This is a genomic window from Curtobacterium oceanosedimentum, assembly GCF_020297365.1.
GTDB lineage: Bacteria > Actinomycetota > Actinomycetes > Actinomycetales > Microbacteriaceae > Curtobacterium.
Genome location: NZ_JAIXIG010000036.1, coordinates 1 through 24,586, shown reverse-complemented (window position 1 = coordinate 24,586; position 24,586 = coordinate 1). Strand labels below are relative to the sequence as shown.

Annotated in this window: 25 protein-coding genes; 18 read left to right on the top strand and 7 right to left on the bottom strand. The window is 72.5% G+C overall.

The genetic code is table 11. From position 1 onward, the window contains the following. The coding region (locus LEL83_RS14480; protein WP_372454466.1) for a lipopolysaccharide biosynthesis protein at positions 1–1,096 on the bottom strand (1,096 nt) is incomplete at its 3' end. Between the two features lie 11 nt (positions 1,097–1,107). After that, positions 1,108–2,418 carry an MATE family efflux transporter gene (locus tag LEL83_RS14475; RefSeq protein WP_225559338.1) on the bottom strand — a complete coding sequence of 437 codons (1,311 nt, stop codon included), beginning with the start codon at positions 2,416–2,418 and terminating at the stop codon, positions 1,108–1,110. Between the two features lie 171 nt (positions 2,419–2,589). On the opposite strand from LEL83_RS14475, the gene LEL83_RS14470 reads away from it, so the two are divergent. The 4 genes from LEL83_RS14470 to LEL83_RS14455 all read left to right on the top strand — a co-directional run bounded on the left by LEL83_RS14470 (position 2,590) and on the right by LEL83_RS14455 (position 5,603). After that, a complete protein-coding gene (locus tag LEL83_RS14470) occupies positions 2,590–2,847 on the top strand; it encodes a hypothetical protein (RefSeq protein ID WP_225559337.1) in 258 nt (85 codons plus the stop codon). A 15-nt stretch (positions 2,848–2,862) separates the two neighbouring features. After that, positions 2,863–4,182: an MFS transporter gene (locus LEL83_RS14465; protein WP_225559336.1), complete on the top strand. Its 1,320-nt coding sequence runs from the start codon at positions 2,863–2,865 to the stop codon at positions 4,180–4,182. 81 nt (positions 4,183–4,263) lie between these two features. After that, positions 4,264–4,839 carry an RNA polymerase sigma factor gene (locus LEL83_RS14460; RefSeq protein ID WP_225559335.1) on the top strand — a complete coding sequence of 192 codons (576 nt, stop codon included), beginning with the start codon at positions 4,264–4,266 and terminating at the stop codon, positions 4,837–4,839. Beyond that, positions 4,839–5,603, top strand: coding sequence for a hypothetical protein (locus LEL83_RS14455; protein ID WP_225559334.1), 765 nt, complete (start codon positions 4,839–4,841; stop codon positions 5,601–5,603). The genes LEL83_RS14460 and LEL83_RS14455 overlap by 1 nt, the downstream gene beginning before the upstream one ends. 162 nt (positions 5,604–5,765) lie before the next feature. Here LEL83_RS14455 and LEL83_RS14450 read toward each other — a convergent pair whose 3' ends face one another. Further along, positions 5,766–7,103, bottom strand: a complete 1,338-nt coding sequence (locus LEL83_RS14450; RefSeq protein ID WP_225559333.1) for a uracil-xanthine permease family protein — start codon at positions 7,101–7,103, stop codon at positions 5,766–5,768. An 82-nt stretch (positions 7,104–7,185) separates the two neighbouring features. Here LEL83_RS14450 and LEL83_RS14445 point away from each other — a divergent pair, with 82 nt between their 5' ends. The 3 genes from LEL83_RS14445 to LEL83_RS14435 are packed head-to-tail and all read left to right on the top strand — an operon-like array spanning position 7,186 to position 11,635. Next, positions 7,186–8,694 (top strand): hypothetical protein, encoded by a 1,509-nt coding sequence (locus LEL83_RS14445; protein WP_225559332.1) that lies wholly within the window; start codon positions 7,186–7,188, stop codon positions 8,692–8,694. Positions 8,695–8,732: 38 nt separating this feature from the next. Beyond that, positions 8,733–10,697: a M13 family metallopeptidase gene (locus LEL83_RS14440; RefSeq protein ID WP_225559331.1), complete on the top strand. Its 1,965-nt coding sequence runs from the start codon at positions 8,733–8,735 to the stop codon at positions 10,695–10,697. After that, complete coding sequence (locus LEL83_RS14435; RefSeq protein ID WP_198657271.1) at positions 10,697–11,635, top strand: serine hydrolase; 939 nt, start codon at positions 10,697–10,699, stop codon at positions 11,633–11,635. The genes LEL83_RS14440 and LEL83_RS14435 overlap by 1 nt, the downstream gene beginning before the upstream one ends. A gap of 51 nt (positions 11,636–11,686) precedes the next feature. Here the strand turns inward: LEL83_RS14435 and LEL83_RS14430 are convergent, their stop codons facing one another. After that, positions 11,687–13,009 (bottom strand): hypothetical protein, encoded by a 1,323-nt coding sequence (locus LEL83_RS14430; RefSeq protein WP_225559330.1) that lies wholly within the window; start codon positions 13,007–13,009, stop codon positions 11,687–11,689. A 319-nt stretch (positions 13,010–13,328) separates the two neighbouring features. Here LEL83_RS14430 and LEL83_RS14425 point away from each other — a divergent pair, with 319 nt between their 5' ends. Then, complete coding sequence (locus LEL83_RS14425; RefSeq protein WP_209132642.1) at positions 13,329–14,165, top strand: alpha/beta fold hydrolase; 837 nt, start codon at positions 13,329–13,331, stop codon at positions 14,163–14,165. 51 nt (positions 14,166–14,216) lie between these two features. Here LEL83_RS14425 and LEL83_RS14420 read toward each other — a convergent pair whose 3' ends face one another. Then, entirely contained in the window at positions 14,217–14,891 is a 675-nt protein-coding gene (locus LEL83_RS14420) for a DUF4232 domain-containing protein (protein WP_225559329.1), read from the bottom strand. A gap of 98 nt (positions 14,892–14,989) precedes the next feature. Between LEL83_RS14420 and LEL83_RS14415 the strand changes: the two genes are divergently transcribed. Further along, positions 14,990–15,265, top strand: coding sequence for a hypothetical protein (locus LEL83_RS14415; protein ID WP_225559328.1), 276 nt, complete (start codon positions 14,990–14,992; stop codon positions 15,263–15,265). 3 nt (positions 15,266–15,268) lie between these two features. Here LEL83_RS14415 and LEL83_RS14410 read toward each other — a convergent pair whose 3' ends face one another. Next, a complete protein-coding gene (locus LEL83_RS14410) occupies positions 15,269–15,667 on the bottom strand; it encodes an NUDIX hydrolase (RefSeq protein WP_225559327.1) in 399 nt (132 codons plus the stop codon). 35 nt (positions 15,668–15,702) lie between these two features. Continuing rightward, the gene (locus tag LEL83_RS14405) at positions 15,703–17,025 is read right to left on the bottom strand and encodes a glutamyl-tRNA reductase (RefSeq protein WP_225559326.1); all 1,323 of its coding nucleotides are present in this window, start codon (positions 17,023–17,025) and stop codon (positions 15,703–15,705) included. 38 nt (positions 17,026–17,063) lie between these two features. Between LEL83_RS14405 and hemE the strand changes: the two genes are divergently transcribed. The 9 genes from hemE to LEL83_RS14360 all read left to right on the top strand — a co-directional run. Next, the gene (hemE, locus tag LEL83_RS14400; protein WP_225559325.1) at positions 17,064–18,200 is read left to right on the top strand and encodes a uroporphyrinogen decarboxylase; all 1,137 of its coding nucleotides are present in this window, start codon (positions 17,064–17,066) and stop codon (positions 18,198–18,200) included. Beyond that, positions 18,197–19,567 (top strand): protoporphyrinogen/coproporphyrinogen oxidase, encoded by a 1,371-nt coding sequence (locus tag LEL83_RS14395; protein WP_225559324.1) that lies wholly within the window; start codon positions 18,197–18,199, stop codon positions 19,565–19,567. Before hemE ends, LEL83_RS14395 begins: the two co-directional genes overlap by 4 nt. A gap of 97 nt (positions 19,568–19,664) precedes the next feature. Continuing rightward, positions 19,665–19,919 carry a hypothetical protein gene (locus tag LEL83_RS14390; RefSeq protein ID WP_198657280.1) on the top strand — a complete coding sequence of 85 codons (255 nt, stop codon included), beginning with the start codon at positions 19,665–19,667 and terminating at the stop codon, positions 19,917–19,919. Then, on the top strand, positions 19,916–20,374 hold the full coding sequence (locus tag LEL83_RS14385) for a phage holin family protein (protein WP_198657281.1): 459 nt from the start codon (positions 19,916–19,918) through the stop codon (positions 20,372–20,374). The genes LEL83_RS14390 and LEL83_RS14385 overlap by 4 nt, the downstream gene beginning before the upstream one ends. A gap of 32 nt (positions 20,375–20,406) precedes the next feature. Next, positions 20,407–20,637, top strand: coding sequence for a DUF3618 domain-containing protein (locus LEL83_RS14380; RefSeq protein WP_225559323.1), 231 nt, complete (start codon positions 20,407–20,409; stop codon positions 20,635–20,637). 68 nt (positions 20,638–20,705) lie between these two features. Beyond that, a complete protein-coding gene (gene hemQ / locus LEL83_RS14375; RefSeq protein ID WP_225559322.1) occupies positions 20,706–21,464 on the top strand; it encodes a hydrogen peroxide-dependent heme synthase in 759 nt (252 codons plus the stop codon). Next, positions 21,461–22,696, top strand: coding sequence for a ferrochelatase (locus LEL83_RS14370; protein WP_225559321.1), 1,236 nt, complete (start codon positions 21,461–21,463; stop codon positions 22,694–22,696). The genes hemQ and LEL83_RS14370 overlap by 4 nt, the downstream gene beginning before the upstream one ends. Then, positions 22,693–23,733: a hydroxymethylbilane synthase gene (gene hemC, locus LEL83_RS14365; RefSeq protein ID WP_225559320.1), complete on the top strand. Its 1,041-nt coding sequence runs from the start codon at positions 22,693–22,695 to the stop codon at positions 23,731–23,733. The genes LEL83_RS14370 and hemC overlap by 4 nt, the downstream gene beginning before the upstream one ends. Before the next feature lie 318 nt (positions 23,734–24,051). After that, a partial coding sequence (locus tag LEL83_RS14360; protein WP_225559319.1) for a uroporphyrinogen-III synthase occupies positions 24,052–24,586 on the top strand: 535 nt, incomplete at its 3' end.

Genomic DNA, 24,586 nt, shown 5'->3' with positions numbered 1-24,586 from the left:
CCATGAGCCCCGCCCCGACGACGAACCCGGCGACCGAAGCCAGCGCGACCTGTCGTGAGCGCCCAGCGGCGAGCAGCAGCGCCGCCGGCACCAGCCCGACGGTGAACACCCACACCGCGACCATCAGGTACCGCAGGTCGGCGACGGCAGCTGCACCCTCGGCGGGGTAGACGATCGGCAGGAACCACCCCGCGAGCAGGGCGACAATGCCGAACACGAGGGCCGAAGCAGCAGCGAACCCGACCACGAGCACCAGCGCCCCGCGGGAGCGCAACGACCCACCACCGGTCCGATGCGCGAACGCCGGCACGAGCACCTGCCCCAACGCCTGCCCGAGCATCGACGCCGGCGTCGCCAGGGTGAAGGCGGCGGCGTAGACACCGGCGTCGTACGCCGACGCGGTCACCTGTGCCGAGATCATCGTCAACTGCAGCAACCCGTTCGAGGTCACCACCGCCAGCACGTTCCACGCCGCGAACCCGAGCACCCCGGAAGCGGGTTCGCGCGAAGCAGGCTCGAAGCCGTTCCCCCGCGGCCAGCACGCGATCGCGAACACCGTGTACCCGATGGCCAGGGGCAGCAGCACGAACGGCTCGAGCCGAGCGACGCACGCCACCACGAGCAACCCGAGCGCCAGCACGCTCGTCACCGAGTCCCACAGCGCGACCCGTGGCGCCCGGTCGTAGCCGAGCTGTGCGCCGCGGGCGTAGCAGTAGAGCCCGTACCCGACGACGACCGCGGCACCACCGAGCACCATCCCGGGGCCGTTGCCCCAGGCCAGTGCGACCGGCACGGTGACCGCGGCGAGCACCACGCTCGACAGCAGCATGGACACCCCGAGCACCCGGTTCACTGCGGCATCCGACCGCCGACCCCGCAGCGCGATCGCCAGGAAGCGGGAGGCAGTGTTGCCCGCGGCGTTCGGCCAGAGCAGGGCGACGAACACCGAGAGCGACAGCAGCGCGGTGGTCTGCCCGAGGGTCTCGGTGCCGAACACCCGACCGACGACGACGGTCACGAGCAGCTTCGCGACGCCCTGCACCCCGATGCCGACCGTGGCGAGCACGGCCGACGACGCGACAGAAATCGACGCCACAGAAGACCCGCTCACCGCGCCAACGCCTGTTCCACCCATCCGCGCCGGTGCGCCCGCACCCCGAGCGTCACCGCCCGGACCCCGATGTACCCGAGGGAGAACACCGCCCACAGCCCCGCGAGCGTCCCGCCGGCCCACCAGAGCAGCGGCAGGTACACGACCAGGTTCACGCCGCCGGCGATCGCCAGGTACCGCGCGTCACCGGCGCCGATCAGCACCCCGTCGAGCACGAAGACGTACCCGGCGACGGGCATCCCGACGGCGATGAGCACCAGCACGACGGGCAGGGCGTCCCGCACCGCCTGCGAGTCCGAGAACACCGGCCCGAGCAGCCCGCTCACGGCCAGGGTCAGCACCCCGAGCAGCACACCACCGGCGATCCCGAGCAGCACGAGCCGGCGCGTCACCAGGCGCACCCGCTCCGGGTCACGTCCGCCGAGTCCGTGTCCGACGAGCGCCTGCCCGGCGATCGCCAGGGCGTCGAGCGCGAACGCCAGCGTGGAGAACACGGTCAGCCCGACCTGTGTCGTCGCCAGTCCGCTGGTCCCCAGCCCTGCGGCGGCCCCGACGGTCGCGAGCATCGCGATCCGCAGCGACGCGGTCCGCAGGAACAGCCATGCCCCCGACCGCAGTGCCCGTGCGACGCCCGAGGCGCCGGGTCGCAGGGGCGCCCCAGACGAGCGAGCGGCCCGCACCGCGATGCGCACGTAGACGACGGCCATCGCCCACTGCACGATGACGGTGCCGGCGGCGGATCCCTCGACGCCCCAGCCGGCACCGTAGATCAGGAGGGCGTTGAGCAGCCCGTTCGCGACGAACCCGACGGTCGCGACGACGAGCGGCGTCTTGGTGTCCTGCACGCCGCGCAGCAGTCCGGTCGAGGCGGTCACGACCAGGATGCCGGGCAGCCCGATCAGCGAGATCGTCAGGTACGCGGTCGCCGCGGCCGACACCTCGGCCGAGGCGCCGAACAGGTCGACGAGCGGCCCGGCGAGCGGCCACCCGACCAGCGCCAGCACCACCCCCAGCACGAGCGCGAGCCACATCCCGTCGATCCCTGCGTGCACGGCTCCGCGACGGTCACCACCGCCGAGCGCACGGGCCACGGCCGGCGTCGTCGAGTACGCCAGGAACACCAGCAGCCCGGTCACCGTCGACAGCACGGCACTCGCGAGCCCGACCGCCGCCAGCGGCGTCGCCCCGAGGTGACCGACGAGCGCGGTGTCGGTGAGCAGGAACAGCGGCTCGACCACGAGTGCGCCGAGCGCCGGCACCGCCAGCCGCACGATGTCGCGGTCGACCGCGCGCCGTTCAGCGGTCACAGCGGGTCGGGTGGGTCGGTGCACCGACCCATTCTGTCGGCGATGCCGACCCGTCGTGGTCGGCGAGCGGTGTGGGCGCGACCCCGAGACGGACTGGAGGCCCGTGGCGGCGGCGCCACGGGCCTCCAGTCCGCCATCCCCGGGCCCTGATCGTGTCGCTATCGTGAGCGGGTGAAGCCGAGCAGACGCGAACGCCGTCTCCGCAACGTCCAGTCGCTGATCCTCGTCGGGTCGATGTTCGGAGTGGTCGCCCTGGCAGGTCTTGCCGGCTGGCTCGGTGCCCCGCAGTGGGCGGTCTCGCCGTTCGTCGGCATCGGCTATCTCGTCTGCTGGCAGGTGACGCTCAGGGCCGTACGGCGTCGCCGAGCGCTGTGGAACGACCACGCAGAGCGCTCACCCACCGGAACGGCCACCGAGACGGACGGGTGAACGTACGTTGTGAGTATGCGTCCCGGTGTCGTGACCGTCCTCTGCCTCGTCCAGTTCGTCGACGTCCTCGGCGTGACGAGTGTGGTCACGGCGATCCCCGCCATCCTCGAAGGACTCGGTGCGGATCAGGCTGCTGCTGGTCCGCTGGCCACGACGTACGCCATGTTCTTCGGGGCGATGCTCATCCTCGGCGCGCGACTGGGCGACCGCTTCGGGCATCGGAAGGTCCTGCTGATCGGGATCGCTGTCTTCGGCGCAGTCTCGATCATCGGCGGCACCGCACATACCCTCCCGCAGGTGCTCGTCGCGCGGGCGGTGCAGGGCGCCGCCGCTGCCGTGTCCGCGCCGTCGGCGCTCCGTCTGATCATCCACGCGACGGCGGACGGCCCGGCCCGGACGCGTGCGCTCGCCGCTTGGAGCGCTGTCGGCGCTGCGGCCGGTGCCACGGGGTTCCTCGTCGGCGGCCTGCTCACCGCAGCACTCGGATGGCCCTCGGTGTTCTGGGTCAACGCACCCGTCGCGGCGCTCCTGTTCGTCGCAGTCGTCGTCGTGGTGCGGGACGAGCCGGCCCGGCGGACTGCTGAACGTCTCGACGTCCTCGGTGCGCTCCTCCTCGTCGCTGCCGTGATGCCGGTCATCGCGGGGTTGTCCCTGTTGGAACAGCCCGCCACCAGCGTGCGCGGCACCGCGCTCTTGGTGCTCGGTGCCGCTGGCGCCGCGGCGCTGGTCTGGCGGCTCCGCAGCGCTCGATCTCCGCTGGTGCCGACGGGCGCGTTCCGCAGCAGGAACCTGCGCCGAGGAACGGTCCAGTCCTTCTGCAACACGGCGACCACCAGTTCGTCTTCGGTCCTGGCGACACTGGTGTTGCAGGACCGCCTCGGGATACCGGCGTTGCTGTCCGGGGTGGTGCTGATGGCGTTCAGCGTCGCCGTCGTCTGCGGGTCGGTCGTCACGGGTCGTCTTGCTCCCCGGCTCCGGCCGGACCGCCTGGCTGCCGCGGGGACCACGACGATCGCAGGCGGCAACGTCGTCCTCGCGACGCTCGGGCACGCGTGGCCGGGAATCGCCGCCGGTGTCGCCCTGGTCGGTTTCGGCCTCGCGGCAGCATCGGTCGCGGCGACCGGGCTGGGTACCAGTGTCCCCGGAGCACTGGCGGGGAGTGCAGCCGGGATCGTGAACACCGGAGCGCAGCTCGGGACCGCTGTCGGAACGGCGCTCGTCATCCTCATCGCCACGGCGTCGAATGCGTCGGTCGGGTGGGCGGTCGCGGCTGCCGCGGCGCTGGTCTGCGCCGCCTGGTGCGGCCTTCGACAGCGATCGGACGGAACGAGCTGACGGAGCGCGTGCCCGTCCTGCTCGGATGAGGACTCCCCGGCCGGTCTGTAACGCTGGAGCCATGACCGGACACTCCAGAGTGTGAAGGACGAACAGGACGACAGCCCACTGTGGACACGGGCGGTCCATGATGACGGGGCTGCGTTCGCCGCGCTGTTCGACCGGCACCGACCGCGCATCTACCGGCGCACGCTGACCCTGACGGCGAACGTGCACGACGCCGAGGACATCACGGCGGCGGCGTTCTACGAGCTCTGGCGCAAGCGCAAGAGCGTCACCCTCGTGGCGGGGTCCGTCGCGCCGTGGCTGCTGGTCACGACGGTCAACCTGACCCAGAACCACCGGCGTGCAGCAGCCCGGTACCGGAAGCTCCTCGATGCGCTTCCGCGAGACGAGTCCCATGCTCCCGCCACGGACGCCGAGGACTTGGAGGCCCGCGAGCGGCTCAGGGCGACCATCCGCGGCCTCTCGCCGCAGGACGCAGCACTGCTGGTGCTCACCGGGGTCGAGGCGGTGCCGGTCTGGCAGGCAGCGCAGGCGGTCGGTCTCGAGCCGCCGGCAGCGCGCGTGCGGCTGCACCGGATGCGGCAGCGCCTGCAACGTGACCTGCACGACCTCCGTCCCAGTGTCCGCAACGCACCGGAAGGCACCTCCTGATGACCAACGACATGCGTCCCGAAGCCGCTGCGGCCGTCCGTTCCGAGCTCGCGGCCATCGGGACCGGCCGGAGCACCCTCCAGCGACAGCAGCGACGAGCACGCATCGCGATCTCCGTCGCTTCCGTCGCGGCGGTGGCGCTGACGACCAGCGCTGCCGCCCTGGTCGCAGCGGGACTCCCTGGGACCACGACGACGGCAGCCGTCGGGCACACGACCACTGCGACGCACACCGGCCCGGCCCTGATCGACATCGGTGCGGCGCCCGACGACGCCGGGGCCGTGATCGTCGACATCACGTGTCGCAACGACGTCGGCATGGTCCAGGTGCCCACTGCCGGGGGTGGCGGATCCGGTCTGAGTTGTCGGGACGAGGGGACGATGCACGTCGTCGACGGGCGGTTGCCGGAGGACGGGACGACGACGTTCAGCATCGAGGCGTCCGCGGGGACGACGTGGACGGCGACGCTGCAGTACGCCACCGCGGTCACGTCCGAGTGGGGGGTCAACGACAAGGGCCAGACCTACGGCGTGCCGAACGCCTCCGGTCACCCGGATCTCGTGCCGGGAACGTCGGACAACGGCCGCGAGGGCTGGGTCCTGTGGAGCGAGCCGGACGGCGGGAACGTCTACGAGTCCGACGGCACGACGGTGGTCGGGCACTGGACGGCGGGGGTCGCCGACGAGGTCCCGCTCGACCAGCGGTACGTCGACGACCTGAACGGCGTGCAGACCGCGACGCCGTCGCCCGGCTCGCCCCGTTGAACCGGGCACGAAGTGGGTGGGACCGGAGCGACCGTCTGGGGGGCGTTCCGGTCCCACCCGCCCCGTGACGGACTGGAGGCCCGTGGCCGTGTCCGCCACGGGCCTCCAGTCCGGTGGTGCCACGTCGTCGGGCCGGACGCGCGTTCCGGGCGACCGCCCGCGTCAGTCGGTGCGCGGTTCGGCGGGGACGCCGCCGGTGGCGGCGTGGGCCGGGTCGGGGGCCTCGGTCGAGGGCTCGTCCGTGCCGCGGGCCCGACCGATCAGGTCCATCACGTGGTAGACGACGATCGCGGCGATCGTGCCGACGATGATGCCGCCGAAGCTGGCCTGGCCGAACCGGAACGTGAAGTCCGCGATGCCGATGATCAGGGCGATGCCCGCGGTCAACTGGTTCTTCGGCTTCGCGAAGTCGACGCGGTTCTCGACCCAGATGCGGATGCCGATGACGCCGATCAGGCCGTACAGGGCGGTGGTGGCGCCGCCGAGCACGCCGGCGGGGACGGAGGAGATGACGGCGCCGATCTTCGGCGACAGGCCGAGCAGGATCGCAGCTATGGCGGCGACCCAGTAGGCCGCGGTCGAGAAGACGCGGGTGGCGGCCATGACGCCGATGTTCTCGCCGTAGGTGGTGGTGGCGGAGCCCCCGCCGACGCCCGCGAGCACGGTCGAGACGCCGTCGGCCAGGAGCGCGCGACCGGTGAGCGGGGTGAGGTCACGGCCGGTGAGCTGTCCGACGCCCTTGACGTGCCCGACGTTCTCGGCGACGAGTGCCAGCACGACCGGTACGAAGGCCAGGTAGATCGCCAGCTGGCCCGGGTCGAACGCGGGGGCGGTGAACTCGGGCAGGCCGAGCCAGGGTGCGGCGTCGACCTTCGAGAAGTCGACCTGGCCGCCGATCAGTGCGGCGACGTAGCCGACCAGCACGCCGATGACGATCGACAGGCGGCCGATCAGGCCCTTGAACAGGACGGTGACCAGGATGATCGCCACGAGGGTGATGAGCGCGATGACCGGGGCCGCCGTGAAGTTGTCGCGCGCTGCAGGGGCCAGGTTGAAGCCGATCAGGGCGACGATCGCGCCCGAGACCACCGGGGGCATCAGGCGGTCGATCCACCCGGCGCCGGCCAGGTGCACGACGAGCCCGACGATCGCGAGCAGGGCGCCGACGACGATGATGCCGGACAGGGCGAGCGGGATGCCGCCGATCTGGGTGGCGGCACCGATCGGCGCGATGAAGGCGAACGACGAGCCGAGGTAGCTCGGCAGCCGGTTGCCGGTGATGAGCAGGAACAGGATCGTGCCGATGCCGCTGAACAGCAGCGTGGTCGACGGCGGGAACCCGGTGAGCAGTGGCACCAGGAAGGTCGCGCCGAACATCGCGACGACGTGCTGCACGCCGAGGCCGATGGTCCGGCCCCAGGTGAGTCGCTCGTCCGGTGCCACGATCGTCGTCCCGGAGACGGTCTTGCCGTCACCGTGCAGCTTCCACGGAAGTCCCATGCGATGACCGTACCGGCGGGGGACCCTTCCGTCGATCTGGCGGCTGTGTATATGGTGTGTGGAGTACCACCGGAGGAGATCCATGCACCAGCCCTTCCGTCCGACGACGCCGTCCCGGTCCCGGTCCCGGTCCCGGTCTCGGTCCCGCTCGCTGCTGGCGACGCTGTCCGTCGCCGTTCTGGCCTGCGCGAACCTGACCCTCACCAGCGTTGCGTTCGTGCCGACCGCCGGAGCCGCGCCCGCGTCGGCGCACGCGGCGACCACGGCCGCGGCCTCCGCCACCGAGCTCACCGCGGAAGTGCGGTCGATCGACCACGGGCGCGGCATCGTCACGCTCGCCGGGAGCGCGCCCGCGGGTGACGTCGTCGACATCGACGGGCAGGACGTCGAGGCGACCAGCGCCGAGGCCGACGACGCGGGCGTGTGGAGCGCGACGGTGCGTGTGCGGATCGGGGACCGGCTGCTCCACGTCACCTCGCGCGCGACCGGACGGACGATCGACGTGCCGGTGACGGTCCTCGTCCTGATGCCGCCGGAGATGGTGGTCACCGTCGACCGCTTCGCGCGCACTCTCGACATCGTCGGCACCGGCCACCCGGGGGCGCACCTCGTCATCAAGGACAACGGCACGACCGTCGGTGAGACCGACGTCGACGGCGACCGGCAGTGGGCCTTCGCGATGCGCGACCTGTCCTACGACGACCACCACATCGAGGCGTGGCAGTACTTCGACGGCACGCACAACGGCGGCGTCGACGAGGTCTTCCGCATCGAGGGAACCGCGGCCGTGACCGGGTCGTCGGCTTCCCGAGCCAGCGAGCGGATCACCCTCGTAGGACGGGCAGCGGCCGGGACGACGCTGCGCTTCGCCGACGACGAGGGCCGCCCCTTCATCGACCGCGACGGGTCGCCGATCACCCTGACCACACCCGGCGACACGCACTGGACGGTGGACCTGCCCATCCCCGAGGACGCTCGGTTCGCCCGGGTGGTCGTCACCACCGCCGACGGGGACACCGTGCTGGGGTCGACGACGGCGAGCGTGATCGTCCCGATCGCCCTGTCCGCGGCCGTGCAGCAGGTCGACGGCGGCTCGGTGCGCCTGTTCGGCAGGGGCGAGATCGGGGCGACGGTCAGCCTCGAGGACGAGCGCGGCCGGCCCCTGCACGATGCGGACGGCGAGCCGATCAGCACGACCGTCGGCCGGGCGTGGGAACTCGTGGTCCCCCGTGCGGTGCTGCCGGCGGACACGGTCGTCGTGCGGCAGCGCATCGACGGCGTCGACCAGGGCCGCGTGCGTCTGCGCCTGCCGGAGCTCCCGGTGCGCCCGGATCCGGGGACGGACCCCGGCACCGATCCGGGCACGGTGCCGGGCGACGGTCACGGGCCTCATGACGGTCCCGGCGGTGCGGGTGCGGTGCCGAGACCAGGCGTGGCGGCGTCGACGGGCGGGTCCACGCCCGGGCACCTGGCGTTCACGGGCGCGGACCCCGCCGGTGTGCTCGGCGCGGCCGGCGTCCTGCTCGCCACCGGCCTGGGTGCCGCCGGTGCCGCGCGGCTGCTCCGCACACGTCGGCACCGTCGGAACTGACCGACGCGGGCACGGAGTCGGTGGCTATCGTGGACGGCATGACCGACGTCGCACGTGCCTCCGGCATCCACACTGACGAACTCGACCCCGCGGTGCGCCCCCAGGACGACCTGTACCGCCACGTGAACGGGACCTGGATCGAGGCGACGCCGATCCCCGACGACAAGGCCCGGTACGGCTCGTTCACCGTGCTGGCCGAGGCCGCCGAGATCGCCGTGCGGGACATCATCGAGCGCTCGCAGCAGGCCGCCCCCGGCACCGAGGAGCGCAAGGTCGGTGACCTCTTCACCTCGTTCACCGACGAAGCCCGGCTCGAGGAGCTGGCGACGGCACCCATCGAGCCGCTGCTCGCCGAGATCGACGCCATCCAGTCCGTGCCCGAGGTCATCGCCGCCGTCGGCCGCTTCGAGCGGCTCGGCCTGCCGAGCTTCCTGCAGCTCTTCGTGGACAACGACCCGGGCGACCCCGAGTCGTACGTCGTGTTCCTGGAGCAGTCCGGCCTGGGTCTGCCCGACGAGTCGTACTACCGCGAGGAGCGGTTCGCCGACATCCGCACGAAGTACCGCGAGTTCGTCGCCGCGATGTTCCCGCTCGCCGGGTTCGAGGACGGCGGGGAGCGCACCGAGCACGTCATCGCGCTCGAGACGGCGCTCGCCGCGAAGCACTGGGACAACGTCACCACGCGTGACAGCCAGAAGACCTACAACAAGCTGCCCTGGGCCGAGGTCGCCGCGCTCGCGAAGGGCGTCGACCTGCAGACCTGGTGGCTGGCGATCGACGCCCCCGCCGGAGCCTTCGAGACCGTCGTGGTGCGCGAGCCCTCGTTCATCACCGGACTGGCCGAACTGCTGCACGAGCAGCCGCTCGAGGTCTGGAAGGACTGGCTCCGCTGGCAGGTCATCCGTGGCTCGGCCGCGTACCTGAACAGCGCGTTCTCGGCCACGAACTTCTCGTTCTACGGCACCGCCCTGACCGGTGCGCCCAAGCAGCGCGAGCGGTGGAAGCGCGGTGTCTCGCTGGTCGAGGGCGCGATGGGCGAGGCCGTCGGCCGCATCTACGTGCAGGAGCACTTCGACGAGACCTCGAAGGCGAAGATGGACGACCTCGTCGCCAACCTGGTCGAGGCGTACCGGCGGAGCATCACGGCACTCGACTGGATGACCGACGAGACCCGTGCCAGAGCGCTCGACAAGCTCGACAAGTTCACGCCGAAGATCGGGTACCCGGTGAAGTGGCGTGACTACTCGGCGCTGCCCGTGCGGGCCGACGACCTCGTCGCGAACGTCCGCGCGAACGCCTCGTTCCAGGTCGACCGCGAGCTCGGCAAGATCGGCAAGCCGATCGACCGCGACGAGTGGTTCATGACCCCGCAGACGATCAACGCCTACTACAACCCGGGCTTCAACGAGATCGTGTTCCCGGCGGCCATCCTGCAGTTCCCGTTCTTCGACGCGAACCGCGACGCCGCCGCGAACTACGGCGCGATCGGTGCCGTCATCGGGCACGAGATCGGGCACGGCTTCGACGACCAGGGCTCGCAGTACGACGGCGACGGCAAGCTCGAGAACTGGTGGACCGAGGCCGACCGCACCGCGTTCGAGGAGCGCACGAAGGCCCTGATCGCCCAGTACGACGCCCTGGTGCCGACCGAGGTGCCCGACGGCCACGTCAACGGTGCCCTGACGATCGGCGAGAACATCGGTGACCTCGGCGGCCTGTCGATCGCGTGGAAGGCGTACCTGCTGTCCCTCGACGGCCAGGAGCCCCCGGTCATCGACGGACTCACCGGCGCCGAGCGGTTCTTCCTGAGCTGGGCCCAGGCCTGGCGCATGGCGATCCGACCGGAGGAGGCCGCGCGCCTGCTGAGCATCGACCCGCACTCGCCCACCGAGTTCCGGTGCAACCAGGTCGTCCGCAACATCGACGTCTACTACGACACCTTCGGCGTGACCGAGCAGGACGCGATGTACCTGGACCCCGCCGAGCGCGTCGCCATCTGGTGATGACGGAGCCGGACGCGGCCCGGTCGTCGCGCCGCCGCCGACCGGACGACCGCCCAGCAGGTGGCGGCCGCGGTCGTGGGCGGCACAGCGGCCGGTCCGACGACCGCTTCACCGCCACCACCGAGGCGCTCGGCGCCCTCGCGCTCGAGGGCGCCGGCGTCAGCGCCTCGGTCATCGACACGTCCAGCGGCAAGGCGCTGCTCGCGATCGACGACACCCTGGTGCAGCCGGTCGCGAGCCTGGGCCGGGTCCTGCTGCTCATCGAGGTCGCGGCACAGCTGGAGGACGGCCGCCTGCACGGCGACCGGCTGCAGCGGATGGCACGCGACACCGCGACGGGTGCTGGGTTGTGGCAGTTCCTGCAGGAGCCGACGATGCAGGTGCCGGACCTGGCGACCCTGGTCGGGGCCACCGCCGACGCCTGGGCGGTCAACGCCCTGCTGTCGACCGTGGGCATCGACGCCGTCCGGGAGCGCGCGGAGTCGCTCGGCATCGAGCGGACGGCACTGATCGACCGTGTCCGTGACCGCCGCGGTCCGGACGACGCCCCGGACGCCTCCGTCGCACCGACCGGGGAGCTGTCGTGGGTGATGCGCGGCCTGGCCCTGGGCGAGGTCGTCGACGAGGCGGTGTCGAACCGGGTGCTCGGGTGGCTGTCGCTGGCGAGCGACCTGAGCCTGGTCGCGGGCTCGTTCGGGCTCGACCCCCTGGCGCACCGAGCGCTCGACCACGGGTTGCAGGTCGTCGCCGTCACCGGGTCGAGCACGGGGGTGCGGGCCGAGGCGGGGATCCTGCGGGGGCCCGGGTCGTCGGTCAGCTACGCGGTCACCGTCACGTTCGATGACGCGTCGTTGCAGCGGCGGTTGGCCGTCGTCGAGGCGCTGCGGACCATGGGGACCGAGGTGCTCGAGGCCGTGCACGCTCCGGCGCGGCGCTGACCGCCCGCCCGCTGGCCGCTCGCTCGCTGACCCTCGGCCGTCGAGCGGGGATCAGGGCACGCAGACCGACTCCGCGGTCAGGCTCAGCCCGTCGGCGGTCCCGCGGATGCTCGCCGAGGCTGGGTCCGCGCCCGTCGTCGACGACCAGTAGTCGCGCCCCATGGCCCGTCCGCCGGGTGCGAGTCCCGCCGACGTCCACAGCGCGGTCACGGCGTCGAACGGGACCTGCGCGTCGTCCATCACCGTGAAGACCGGTACCACCGTGCTGGCCGTCGCCCGGGTGCCGCTCGCGTCGGAGGTCCCGGTCGGCGTGCACGGTTCGGCCGCGGTGTCGACGGTGGCCGGCACCCCCGTGGTCTCGGCCGAGCGGAGCAGGAACCGGCGGAGTGTCGCGGCGCGGTCGTCGACGTCCGCAGGGGTCCAGGGGTGGGCCGAGGGCGCCGGCGGTACCGTGTCCTCGTCGAGCCCCTGGTCGTCCGGCTCCCGCGCGTCGAGGGGGAGCCCGAGCCACCCGCCGGGCCCGTCGAGCCCCACGTGGTACGCCGTCCGCGGGCCCTCACGCGCATCGGCCGCTTCGTCCTCCGTCGTGGCGAGCACCCGGGCGATCGCGGCCGGCGCGCGCGCGTCGATCGCCAGGTACGAGCGGAGCGTGCCGGCTCCGGTCGGTCCGCCCGCGGCCTCCGCTCCTGCGTCGGCCCGCGCTGCCTGGGCGTAGGTCGTCCCCGGCGAGTAGGACACTCGATCGACGCCCGGATCCCGCTGGAAGCCGTCGATCGCCCGCAGCAGTGCCGGGCCGGGCTGCGTCGCGGTGATGCCCACGGAGATGTCACCGCGGTCCAGGGTCGCGGCACGGTCGGCGATGATCGGCCGAGCCAGTGCGGTGGCCTCGGCGAAGTCGATCCGCCCGACGAGCGTGATGGTGGTGTCGTGCGGGGTCACCACCAGCCGGTGCACGAAGGGCTCCGCGCGAAGCCGTCCGGCCAGGTCGACGACGTCGGGGTCCATCGGGTCGACAGTGACCGGAGCCGACGCTCGGCCGCGGGGCACGTCCACGCTCACCGTCAGCGTCGTCCCGGTCACACCCTGCGCCGCCGTGTGCCGGATCCGTTCGGCGACGGCGAGGTCGGTGGTGTCGGCCTGCACCTCGAGCGACGCGATCCAGTCGTGCGGGTCGTCCTTCGCGTCGACCTGACGGATCTCGCCCTCGGCCGTGTCGACCCCGGGCAACCGCTCGACCCTCGTGATCAGCTTCGCGAGCGCTGACTCCGATCCGGTCGGCGGTGGTGGGGACAACGTGCACGCGGCGAGGGTGAGCAGGACGCCGAGCGCGGTCGCGAGGGCGGCTGCTGAACGTGTCCGTGCGCGAGCCCCCATGCGTCCGAGTCTAGGAACGCCGTGGTGCGGGTGGAATCGGTCGCGAGACCCATCCGTGCTCAGCGCAGGAGCACGCTGGAACGCAGCGGCTGCGGTTCGACGTCGTGCACCTCGACGAACCCGCGTGACTCGTGGAACGTCGAGCAGGACCGTCTGTCGAACGCCGGCGTACCGCTGCCGGACGGGGTCGTACAGCGCATGAGCTCGCGAGCCCCGACCGCGCAGCGCGCGAGGAGGACAGCCCTCCGACCGGTGCCCAGCGTCCGACGGGTACGAATCGATGCGAGGCGCGACCTCCGCGCTCGGAAGGAAGTTCTTCGTGACCGAGATCACCGCCCACCACGGGCTCTTCAAGGACACCGACCTGCACGTCGACGACACCGGCGGCCCCGGGCGACCCGTCGTCCTCATCCACGGCTGGCCGCTGTCCGGCGAGTCGTGGAGCAAGCAGGTCCCCGCCTTCGCCGAGGCCGGCTACCGGGTCGTCACCTACGACCGCCGCGGGTTCGGTCGGAGCGACAAGCCGAAGACCGGCTACGACTACGACCACCTGACCGAGGACCTGCACACCGTCCTCACCGAGCTCGACCTGCAGGACGTCACGCTGGTCGGGTTCTCGATGGGTGGCGGCGAGGTCGCGCGCTACTTCACGAAGTACGGCACGGAACGGCTGCACAGCGTCGTCTTCGCTTCGGCCGTGCCGCCGTACCTGCTGCAGACCTCGGACAACCCGGACGGGCCGCTGCCGAAGGAGCAGGCCGCCGAGATGACCGCGGGCCTGACGAAGGACGAGGACGCCTTCTACGACCAGTTCACGACCGACTTCTTCTCGGTGGACGGCACCCTGGTCGTCTCCGAGGAGGACCGGCAGCAGGCGCTCGCCCTGGCGAAGCAGGCCTCGAAGCCGGCAGCGCTCGAGGCGATGGCGTCGTTCGCGAACACCGACTTCCGCGACGACCTGCCGAAGGTCACCGTGCCGACGCTCGTGATCCACGGTGACGGCGACGCAACCGTGCCGTTCGCGGGGTCCGGCGCCCGGACCCACGCCGCGATCGCGGGGTCCGAGCTGCACGTCGTCGCCGGCGGCCCGCACGGCGTCAACGTCAGCCACCCGGACGAGTGGAACCGCGTCGTCCTGCAGTTCCTGGCGAAGTAGCCACGCGACGACGGTGCCGCCGACCCCGGAGTCGGCGGCACCGCCCCGCCGCTACGACGTCGCCTGTCCCTCCGGCACGAACGCCTGCACCGACAGCAGTGCAGCATCGGCGGAGGCACACGCCTGGTAGTCGGTGTCCTGCACGAACAGGGACTGCTCCGACCCGGGCGGGTACACGCGGAAGCCGTCCGGGGTCTGCGGCGAGCAGTCGCCCGACGAGTAGTTCTCGGCCCGGACGATCTTGAGCGGGGCGACGGCGGTCTTCCCCGGCGCCAGGGTCACGGTCGGGTGCGGCGAGCTCTTCTCCTGCGTCGCTGCCGCCCCGATCTGCTCGCCGTCGCCACTCCCGACGAACGAGACGCCGGGCCACCCCTGCAGGGTGCAACTCGACGACCCGGTGTTCTCGAGCACCAGGTGCACGACCACGCTGCCGGCCGCACCACCGCTGCCGGCCTCGATGCGTCCGGTCAGTGACGACACCGCGCACCGGTCACCGGCAGCCGCACCGGACGAGCCAGAGCCAGAGCCGGATCCGGATCCAGACCCGGCCGACGGTGTGGCCGGAGCCGACTGCGGTGTCGACGCCGACGCGGACGGCGACGGTGGGGGCGCCGTCACGGTCTCGGTGGCGGCGGGCTGCCCGCCCGAGGCACACCCCGCCAGCGTCCCGACGGCGACGAGCCCGGTCACGACGAGCAGGAACTTCGATCGACTGCTGCGCTGCATGGTGCACAGGCAACCACCGAACGCCGCACCCGGTTCGGTCGGCGTCCAGGCACCGCGGGCACACTCCGAGGCAAGCAACCCGAGCAGCGGAGGTCGGCATGGCAGGCAAGCACGAACAGGCACGAGGCGACGAGGGTCGCGCGGACGGCGTGGAGCCCCGCGCCGGAGCCTTCACGGACAGCGAGATCCCGGGCGAGCACCACGTCGAGACGACGGAGCCGGTCGGCGAGTTCGTCTCGAGCGACATCCCCGGCGAGGTCCGCCCGGACGGCTCGGGACCCGACGGCGAGTACGTCGACTCGGACATCCCCGGCGAGGCCGAGCCGACCCAGGACGGCGAGGTCGGCGAGTACACCGACGTCGACAAGGCCTGACGGTCAGTCGACCAGCTCCGCCGCCACCAGGCGGCGGAGCGTCTCCACGCCCGCGGGTGGGCAGCGGTCGACGTCCGCCGAGGTGACCCACTCGATCTCGTCCACCTCGGCCGAGGCGACGGGCGTGGCGGAGTCGAGCGCGCCTCCTGGCCGGACCAGGAACAGGGTCATCGCGACCATCGTCCCCGGAGCCTGCCCGTGGGCGGGCTCGAGCACGACACCGAACTCGTCGACGTCGTCGGCGGTGAGCCGCAGGCCGGTCTCCTCGTGCGCTTCGCGGATGACGGCCTCGACGTCGGTCTCGTGCGGCTCCGCCTTGCCACCCGGCAGGTAGAGCACGTCGCGCGCTCGCGCGCGCACCATCAGGACGCGTCGGTCACGCACCAGCAGCAGCGCACTCACGCGCAGCGTGCGTGGTTGCGAGCCTGTCTGGAGGCTCAGCTCGCGTCCGCCTGGTCGTCGCGATCCGATGCGGTCAGGTCCAGGGCCGTGCGGTCGGCCAGCGGCACGACGGGCGACGGCAGCTCCGGCTCGGCCTCCGGCCGGACGCCGTACAGGGAGTCGATCGCGCCGACGAACTCCTCGCCACGTCCGGCGCGACCGAGCTCGCGGGCGCGGACCGAGGGACGGTGCAGCAGGACGCCGACCAGGTGCCGGAGCGCCCGCTCGGTGTGCTCGACCGACTCGCCGTCGGCGTCCGCGCGGCGCTTCGCCCGCTCGATCTCGTCGTCGAGGATGTCGAACACGTGCTTGCGGAACGCCACGAGCGCCGGGGTCGTCGACTGCTCCATCGCCTGGGCGCGGAACCGGGACACCGCGTCGTCGACCATCGCGCGGGCCTCGGACTCGGCGTTCAGCTCGGAGATCGGGGCGTGGATGCTGATGGTCTCGAGGTCCAGGAGCTCGACGCCGTCGACGCCGGCGGCCGCGGGGTCGACGTTGCGGGGGAGCCCCAGGTCGATGACGATGCGGCGGGAGCCGTCGTCCAGGTCGGCCGGTGCGACGACCGGTACCTCGCTCGAGGTGCAGGTGATCACGACGTCGCTCTCGCCGATGGCCTGGCGCAGGTCACGCGCGGCGACGAGGTCGTGCTTGGCGGCGAACCAGGGGGCCCGGCCCGAGGGCGAGAACACCTGGATGGTCGTGGCACCGCGGTCGCGCAGGGCGGCGATGGTGGTGGCGGCGTAGCTGCCGGTGCCGACGAGCAGCACGCGGGCGTGCGCCCAGTCGGTGACGCGGGACGACGCGAGCTCGAGGCCGAGGCGCACGAGCGAGCGGCCGGCGGCACCGATGCGGGTGCGGGTCTTGACGCCGCGCGAGGTGTGCGCGGCCTCCTGGAACAGCCGCTCGAGGTCGGACGTGGTGGTGCCGTTGGACCGGGCGTCCTCGAGGGACCGGCGGACCTGGCCGGAGATCTCGGTCTCGCCGACCACGACGGACTCGAGTCCGCTCGACACGGCGAACAGGTGCTGCACGACGTCCCCGCCACCCAGGACGTTGACGGACTCCAGGACCTCGGCGGCGTCCAGGTCGCTCGCGCTGGCGACGGCCTGCACGGTGGCGGCCACGGCGGAGTCACCGTCGTCACCGGCGATGTCGAGGTAGGCCTCGAAGCGGTTGCACGTGGCCAGGACCACGGCGCCGTCGAGGACGCCGGAGTCGGTCACGAGACGGCTCGCGGCCGCGGGTGCGCCGATGCTCAGTCGCTCCAGGAGGTCGAAGCTGGCGTTGCGATGCGACGCCGTGAGACAGATGAGCACGTAGTCAATGGTAACGCGCTCGATGGGAGAATCATCCGGTGACCGAAGCGACGACCACATCCCTCCCCGACTCCCACCCCCTCGTGACAGGGCGGACGAGCGGGTCCCGCCTCGTCCGGGCGCTCCGGGGTGACCGTCCGGACACGCTCCCGGTGTGGTTCATGCGGCAGGCCGGTCGCTCGCTGCCGGAGTACCGCGAACTGCGGGTCGGCACGGCCATGCTCGACGCCTGCCTGGACCCGGCGATGGCGTCGGAGATCACGCTGCAGCCGGTCCGCCGGCACCAGGTCGACGCCGGCATCTTCTTCAGCGACATCGTCGTGCCGATCAAGCTCGCGGGCGTGGAGGTCGAGATCGTCCCCGGCCGTGGCCCGGTCCTCGCATCGCCGATCCGCACCCCCGCCGACGTCGACGCCCTCGAACAGCTCGACCCCGCGGCCCTCGAGCCCATCCGTCAGGCGGTGCAGCGCACGGTCGAGCAGCTCGGCGACACCCCGCTCATCGGCTTCGCGGGGGCGCCGTTCACCCTGGCCGCCTACCTGGTCGAGGGCGGTCCCTCGAAGGACCACATCCGTGCCCGCACGCTCATGCACGCAGACCCGGAGACCTGGTCGCGGCTGCTCGCGTGGGCCGCCGACGTGTCCGGGGCGTTCCTCCGGGCCCAGGTGCTCGCCGGGGCCTCGGCCGCGCAGCTGTTCGACTCGTGGGTCGGGTCGCTCTCGCGTGCCGACTACGTCCGGTCCGTCGCACCGCACTCGGCGCAGGCGATGTCGCACGTCGCCGAGCTCGGGGTCCCGCGGATCCACTTCGGCGTCGGCAGCGGCGAGGTCCTGGCCGACATGACGACCTTCGGCACGGAGACCGTCGGCGTCGACGCGGTCGGGGTCGACTGGCGTCTGCCGCTGGACGAGGCCGTCCGCCGCGTCGGCACCGGGGTCAGCGTGCAGGGCAACATCGACCCGGCGATGCTCTCGGCGCCGTGGGACGTCCTCGAAGCGCACGTCCGCGACGTCGTCCGCCGGGGGGGTACGGCGCGGGCCCACGTCGTGAACCTGGGCCACGGGGTCCCGCCGGAGACCGACCCGACCGTCCTGACCCGGGTGGTCGAGCTGATCCACTCGCTCGGCGACGGGACGACGCCGGACGACGCCGCCCAGGACGGAGCCCGCGCGTGACCGACGTCGTCGTGGTCGGCGGCGGGGTCGCCGGGCTCGTCACCGCGCGCGACCTGGCGAAGGGCGGCGCGAACGTGGTGCTGGTCGAGTCGTCGGGCGTGCTCGGCGGCATGATCCGTCGGCACACGGTCGGCGGACTCGACCTGGACATGGCGGCGGACTCGTTCGCCACCCGCACCGATGCGGTCGGCCGGCTGGCGATCGAGCTCGGCCTGGGCAACGACGTGGTGTCCCCGGACGCGCGCGGCGCCTGGCTGATGACCCGCGACGGTCGGACCGCACCGATCCCGGCGACCGGGCTGCTCGGCATCCCCAGCACCCCGATGGCGGCCGACGTGCTGGCCGTCGTGGGGCAGAAGGGCGGGCTCCGGGCGCAGATGGACTCGCTGCTGCCCGGCCCGGTGGGCGCGAAGGCCCCGTCGCTCGGTGAACTCGTGCGGCGACGCATGGGGGAGCGTGTGCTCGACGACCTGGTCGTGCCGATCGCGGGCGGCGTGCACTCGACGCACCCGGACCAGCTCGACCCCGACCGCGTGGCCCCCGGCCTGCGCGCCGCACTGCTCCGCGAGGGGTCGCTCGCCCGGGCGGTGCTCGCCCTGCGGGCCCGTGCGGCAGCGGGCACCCCGGTGCAGGGCATCCGCGGCGGCATCGTGCGCCTGGTGGACGAACTCGTGGCCGACATGACTACCTACGGCGTCGACGTCCGGCTGCACACCCGTGCGACCCGGATCGAGGCCCACGCGGTCGAGGTCGTCGGGGCCGACGGCACGACCGAACGGCTGCCCGCCGAGCACACGCTGTCCTCGGTGCCCGACCCGGGGCGCACCGCCGCCGCCGACCGGACGGGCATCGAGCTCGTCACGCTCGTGGTCGACCAGCCCGAACTCGACGCGGCACCCCGGGGCACCGGCATGCTCGTGCACCCCGATGCGGCGGCCGTCTCGGCGAAGGCGCTCACGCACGCCACGGTGAAGTGGCCCTGGCTCGCGCAGGTGGCGGGCGGCCGGCACGTGCTGCGGCTGAGCTACGCGACCACCCCGACGACCCCGACCACCCGCGCCCCCGGCGCCGACGCGACCGGTCCGCACGACGGGACGGCCACGGACGGCGTCGCCACGAGCCTCCCGGTCGACCCGGGCGACGCCGTCGGCCAGCGGGCACTGCGCGACGCGTCCACGCTGCTCGGCGTGCCCCTGTCCGCCGACCGGGTGACGGGCGCGGCGCGGGTGGGGTGGCACGGTCCCGACCTGACCGCGGCAGGTCTGGCCGAGGGCGTCCTGGGGATCGGCGAGACCGCCGCCGGACGTGGTCTGGCGGGCATCATCGCAGCGGCGCGTGCGACTGCTGGACAGATCCTGGGTACCTGAGCGGACCGCCGGGCGCCCGAGGGCTACTGTGGTGGGACCGCCGGACGTATTCCGTTCGGCGCATGACCACCGCACACCACAAACGGAGGAATCGCACATGCGAGGAAAGCTCCTGTTCGTCGCCGGCGCAGCTCTCGGGTACGTCCTGGGATCGCGAGCCGGACGGGCGCGGTACGAGCAGATCAAGACCGTCAGCGGCAAGGTCTGGAACAGCAACGGCGTCCAGAAGGGCGTGCACGTCGCCGAGGACTTCATCGCCGACAAGACGCCGGACGTCGCCGAGTTCATCGGTGAGTCCACCAAGAAGGCCGTCCGCAAGGTCAGCCAGAAGAAGGACACCACCACCTCATGACCGACACTCGCGACCGCAAGTCGCGTTCGCTGTTCGGCCTGGTCGGGGACGTCCCCAAGCTCGTCAAGGGCCTGGTCAAGGGCGAGATCGACCTGCTCAAGGCCGAGATGCTGGCGAAGGCGAAGGTCTTCGGCCTGGCCGCCGGCCTGCTGGTCGGTGCGCTCGTCATCGTGCTCTACGCGATCGGCGTGCTGCTGACCGCGGCCGTCATGGGCCTGGCGACGGTGATGCCCGCGTGGCTCGCCGCACTCCTGCTCGCCGTGGTGATGCTCATCGTGGCGGCGATCCTCGGGTGGATCGGGTGGAAGCGCCTGCAGAAGGGGCTGCCCATCACGCCGAAGCGCACGATCGACAGCGTGAAGAACGACATCAACGCGGTGAAGGGCCTCGGCAAGAAGCCGACCCCGCCGACGCAGTACGGCAGCCGCAAGCCGGACGTCGACGCTCGATCCTGAGCGCCGACAGCCGCACCACCGACGGAGGAACCGTGTCCGACCAGCACGACGACATCGCTGCGCGCGTCGCCGCGACCCGCGCCCAGCTCTTCGACACCCTCGACGCGATCGAGGACAAGCTCAACGTGCCGAAGCAGCTCGGCATCGCGGCGTCGAAGCTCAAGCGGGGCATCGACGAGAAGCCGGTGCCGTACCTGACCGGTATCGCAGCCGGAGTAGCGGTGGTCGGGGGTATCGTCGTGATGGTGCTCCGACGGCGGTAGACCGCCCGAGCGCGGTCCACCGGCACGGGGCGGCCACCACCCCCGGCGACCGATAGGACAGAGGACCCATGAGCTCCGACGTGCCCGCGACCACCCCGCCCGCATCAGCGCACGAGACCGCACCCGCGCACGAGACCGACCCCGCGACCGGGATCGACCCGAACCTGCTGACGGCGTACGCCCTCTGGGCCGTCTTCCGCCGTCCGCTCGGGCCGATCCACCGCGTCGGCGACGACGCCGTGGCCGAGCTCGACGCCGTCATCGCGAGCGCTGCCGAGCGCGGCGTGACGATCCGCGGGTTCTACGACGTCTCCGGCTTCCGCGCCGACGCCGACGTCATGGTCTGGCTGCACGGCGACGACGCGCAGGCGATCCAGGCCGTGCTGCGCGAGGTGCGCCGGACCGGGCTGTTCCAGGACGCCGAGCCGGTGTGGCACGCCATGGCGATGCACCGCGAGGCCGAGTTCAACAAGCGGCACACGCCGGCGTTCCTGCGCGGCAAGGACCCCGAGGCGTGGATCACGGTGTACCCGTTCGTCCGCTCCTACGAGTGGTACCTGCTGCCCGAGGAAGAGCGCTCGACGATGCTCCGCGACCACGGCATCGCCGGCGCGAAGTACCGCCGCGTCCTCACCAACACCATCGCGACCTTCGCCCTGAGCGACTACGAGTGGATCCTGCCGCTCGAGAGCCCGGACCTCGTCGACCTCGTCGACCTGATGCGCGATCTCCGCTACACCGAAGCGCGCATGCACGTGCGCGAAGAGGTCCCCTTCTTCACGGGTCGTCGTGTGACGACCGCCGAACTCCCGGAGGTGCTGTCATGACCGACACCAGCATGATCACGAACGGCCAGCCCGTCCTCGCCGCGACCGAGGCGGCAGCCTCCGGGCCGGAGCACGTCGAGGTCCCCACCGCGTACGACGCGATCCTGCTCGCCGGCTTCGGCGGACCGGAGGGCCAGGACGACGTCATCCCGTTCCTGCGCAACGTCACGCGGGGCCGCGGCATCCCGGACGAGCGGCTCGAAGAGGTCGCGCACCACTACCGTCACTTCGGCGGCGTGAGCCCGATCAACGCACAGAACCGTGCGCTCAAGGCGGCGCTCGAGGCCGAGCTGGCGTCGCGCGGCATCGACATGCCGGTGCTGTGGGGCAACCGCAACTGGGAGCCCTACCTCGAAGAGGCCTTCACCGAGGCCGCCGACAAGGGCTACACCAAGCTCGTCGCCATCGCCACGAGCGCCTACTCGTCGTTCTCGAGCTGCCGGCAGTACCGCGAGGACTACGCCCGCGTGCTCACCGAGACCGGGCTGATCGACACGATCCAGATCGACAAGGTCCGCCAGTTCTTCGACCACCCCGGCTTCGTCCGCCCGTTCATCGACGGCGTCCGCGACGGCATGGCCCGGGCGATCGCCGAGAACGAGGGCCTCGACGTCGCGACCGAGCTGCACGTGCTGTTCTCGACGCACTCGATCCCCTCGACCGACGCCGCCCGCTCCGGCCCCGACTACCGCGGCTTCGACGAGCACGGCGCGTACGAGGCGCAGCACCTCGCTGTGGGCCAGGTCGTGCTCGACCAGGCCTGGGCCGAGCTCCTCGAGCAGCCCGAGCACGCCCACCTGCAGGGCACGTCGAAGCCCGCCTGGAAGCTCGTCTACCAGTCACGCTCCGGCCCCCCGACGCAGCCGTGGCTCGAGCCCGACATCAACGACTACATGAACGAGGACCTCAAGGGCGGCCCGACGCGAGCCGTGCTGATCGTCCCGCTCGGCTTCGTGAGCGACCACATGGAGGTCATGTGGGACCTCGACGAGGAAGCCACCGAGACCGCCGGCGAGCTGGGCTTCTGGTCGCTCCGCACGCAGACGCCGGGCATCGACCCGGCCTACGTGTCCGGTCTGGTCGACCTGGTGCTCGAGCGCGTCAACGGCACGCCCAAGGCCGAGCGTCCGCACGTGACCGACATCGGTCCCTGGTACGACGTCTGCCGTCCGGGCTGCTGCGAGAACGTCCGCGCCGGGTTCAAGCCCGCCGCGGCCGGCGTCGCACCGTGACCGACGCCACGACCGACGCACCGACCGACGGCCCGGCCCCGATCCGGCTCGGCACCCGTGCCAGCCGGCTCGCGGTCGCGCAGTCGCAGGACATCGCCGATCGCCTGGCGAAGGCGGCCGGGCGTCCGGTGGAACTCGTCACCGTCACGAGCGAGGGCGACACGAACCGTGCGTCCCTGGCGTCGCTCGGGGGCACCGGCGTGTTCGCCAGCGCCCTGCGCGAGGCCCTGGTGGCCGGCGAGGTCGACGTGCTCGTGCACTCCCTGAAGGACCTGCCGACCGCGCCGTACCCGGGCCTGACCATCGGCGCCGTGCCGAAGCGTGCGGACGCCCGTGACGTCCTGGTCGCGCGGAACGGCGCCACGGTCGAGACCCTGCCCGAGGGTGCGAAGGTCGGCACCGGCTCCCCGCGTCGCGTGGCCCAGCTCAAGGCGCAGCGACCCGACCTGGACGTCGTCGACATCCGCGGCAACATCGACACCCGGCTCGGTCGGGTGGACGACGACCTGGACGCCGTGGTGCTCGCGGCCGCCGGGCTCGGGCGCATCGACCGGCTGTCGGCCGCCACCGAACTGCTCGACCTGGGCTTCTGGCCGAGTGCTCCCGGTCAGGGCGCCCTGGCCGTCGAGGTCCGCTCGGACGAGACCGACCGCACCCTGCTCGCGGCCCTGCGGAAGATCGAGCACGCGCCGACCCGGCTGACGGTCACCGCCGAGCGCGAGGTCCTCGCCAAGCTCGAGGCCGGGTGCTCCGCGCCGATCGGTGCGACGGCCGTCGTCGACGCCGAGCTCCTGCTCGTGTCCGCCACGGTCTACCGACCGGACGGCAGCGAGTACCGCACGGCCTCGCACGCGGCGGTGCTCGAGGGCTCCGCGCAGGACCGCCTCGACGAGGCGCTCGAGGTCGGCGGTCGCGTGGCCGCCGAGCTGCTCGAGAACGGCGCCGCACAGCTCGCCGACCTGGCGACCACGGTCGCCGAGGACACCACCGACGGCCCGTACACCGCGGGTCCGGGCCTCGCGACCCCTGCCGAGTAGGCGGTCGTCACGGAACCCACCACCACCGCTGCGGACGAGGCGCGACCCCCGGTCGTCCTCGTCCCGCGCGGCGGTGCGTGGGGCGACCGGGTCGCCGCCGGTGCGCGGGCGCGCGGGCTCCGGCCCGTCGTCGTCCCCCTCATCACGGACGCCCCGCCGTCGGACCCGTCGGCGCTCGACGCTGCGGTCCGCCGTCTCGTCGCCTCCGGAACGGTCTTGGCCCACGACGCCGGTTCCGGACCGACGCGCCAGCGGCGGTCCGGCCGTGCCGGTGAGGAGAGGCCCGGACCGGCCGATCCCGTCGATGACGGAACCAGCATGGCTGGGTACGCCTGGATCGTGGTGACCAGTGCGACGGCCGTGACGGTCGTCGCCGGACGGGTGGCGGGCCTCCCGGCCGGGACCCGCGTGGCGGCGGTCGGCGAGCCGACCGCCCGGGCCGCCCGTGCTGCGGGCTGGGCCGTCGACCTGGTGCCGACCGAGACGTCCGCCGCCGGGCTGGTCGCGGTGTTCCCGGACACCGACGGCACCGTGCTGTTCCCACGCTCGGAGATCGCCGCACCCACCCTGGTGGACGGCCTCCGAGCCCGTGGCATCGACGTGGACGACGTGGTGGCGTACCGTACCGTGGGGACCGGCGACGAGCCGATCACCCTCGACCCGGCACCCGACGCGGTGCTCGTGACGAGCGGCAGCGTCGCCCGCGAGACCGCCCGCCGGCTGACCCCGTTCGACCCCCGCACGCGCGTGGTCTGCATCGGCCCCGGAACCGCCGCCGATGCCAGCGCCGCCGGGCTCCCCGTCCACGCCGTGGCGCACGCCCGGTCCGCAGAAGCCATGCTCGACGCCGTCG

Excerpts from the sequence above, each read along its gene's own strand:
- LEL83_RS14445 (WP_225559332.1), top strand. The coding sequence starts at position 7,186 with ATGCACCAGCCCTTCCGTCCGACGACGCCGTCCCGGTCCCGGTCCCGG.
- LEL83_RS14415 (WP_225559328.1), top strand. The coding sequence starts at position 14,990 with ATGGCAGGCAAGCACGAACAGGCACGAGGCGACGAGGGTCGCGCGGAC.
- LEL83_RS14370 (WP_225559321.1), top strand. The coding sequence starts at position 21,461 with ATGACCGACACCAGCATGATCACGAACGGCCAGCCCGTCCTCGCCGCG.
- LEL83_RS14390 (WP_198657280.1), top strand. The coding sequence starts at position 19,665 with ATGCGAGGAAAGCTCCTGTTCGTCGCCGGCGCAGCTCTCGGGTACGTC.
- LEL83_RS14420 (WP_225559329.1), bottom strand. The coding sequence starts at position 14,891 with ATGCAGCGCAGCAGTCGATCGAAGTTCCTGCTCGTCGTGACCGGGCTC.
- hemQ (WP_225559322.1), top strand. The coding sequence starts at position 20,706 with ATGAGCTCCGACGTGCCCGCGACCACCCCGCCCGCATCAGCGCACGAG.
- LEL83_RS14455 (WP_225559334.1), top strand. The coding sequence starts at position 4,839 with ATGACCAACGACATGCGTCCCGAAGCCGCTGCGGCCGTCCGTTCCGAG.
- LEL83_RS14450 (WP_225559333.1), bottom strand. The coding sequence starts at position 7,103 with ATGGGACTTCCGTGGAAGCTGCACGGTGACGGCAAGACCGTCTCCGGG.
- LEL83_RS14430 (WP_225559330.1), bottom strand. The coding sequence starts at position 13,009 with ATGGGGGCTCGCGCACGGACACGTTCAGCAGCCGCCCTCGCGACCGCG.
- LEL83_RS14385 (WP_198657281.1), top strand. The coding sequence starts at position 19,916 with ATGACCGACACTCGCGACCGCAAGTCGCGTTCGCTGTTCGGCCTGGTC.
- LEL83_RS14435 (WP_198657271.1), top strand. The coding sequence starts at position 10,697 with ATGACGGAGCCGGACGCGGCCCGGTCGTCGCGCCGCCGCCGACCGGAC.
- LEL83_RS14465 (WP_225559336.1), top strand. The coding sequence starts at position 2,863 with ATGCGTCCCGGTGTCGTGACCGTCCTCTGCCTCGTCCAGTTCGTCGAC.
- LEL83_RS14440 (WP_225559331.1), top strand. The coding sequence starts at position 8,733 with ATGACCGACGTCGCACGTGCCTCCGGCATCCACACTGACGAACTCGAC.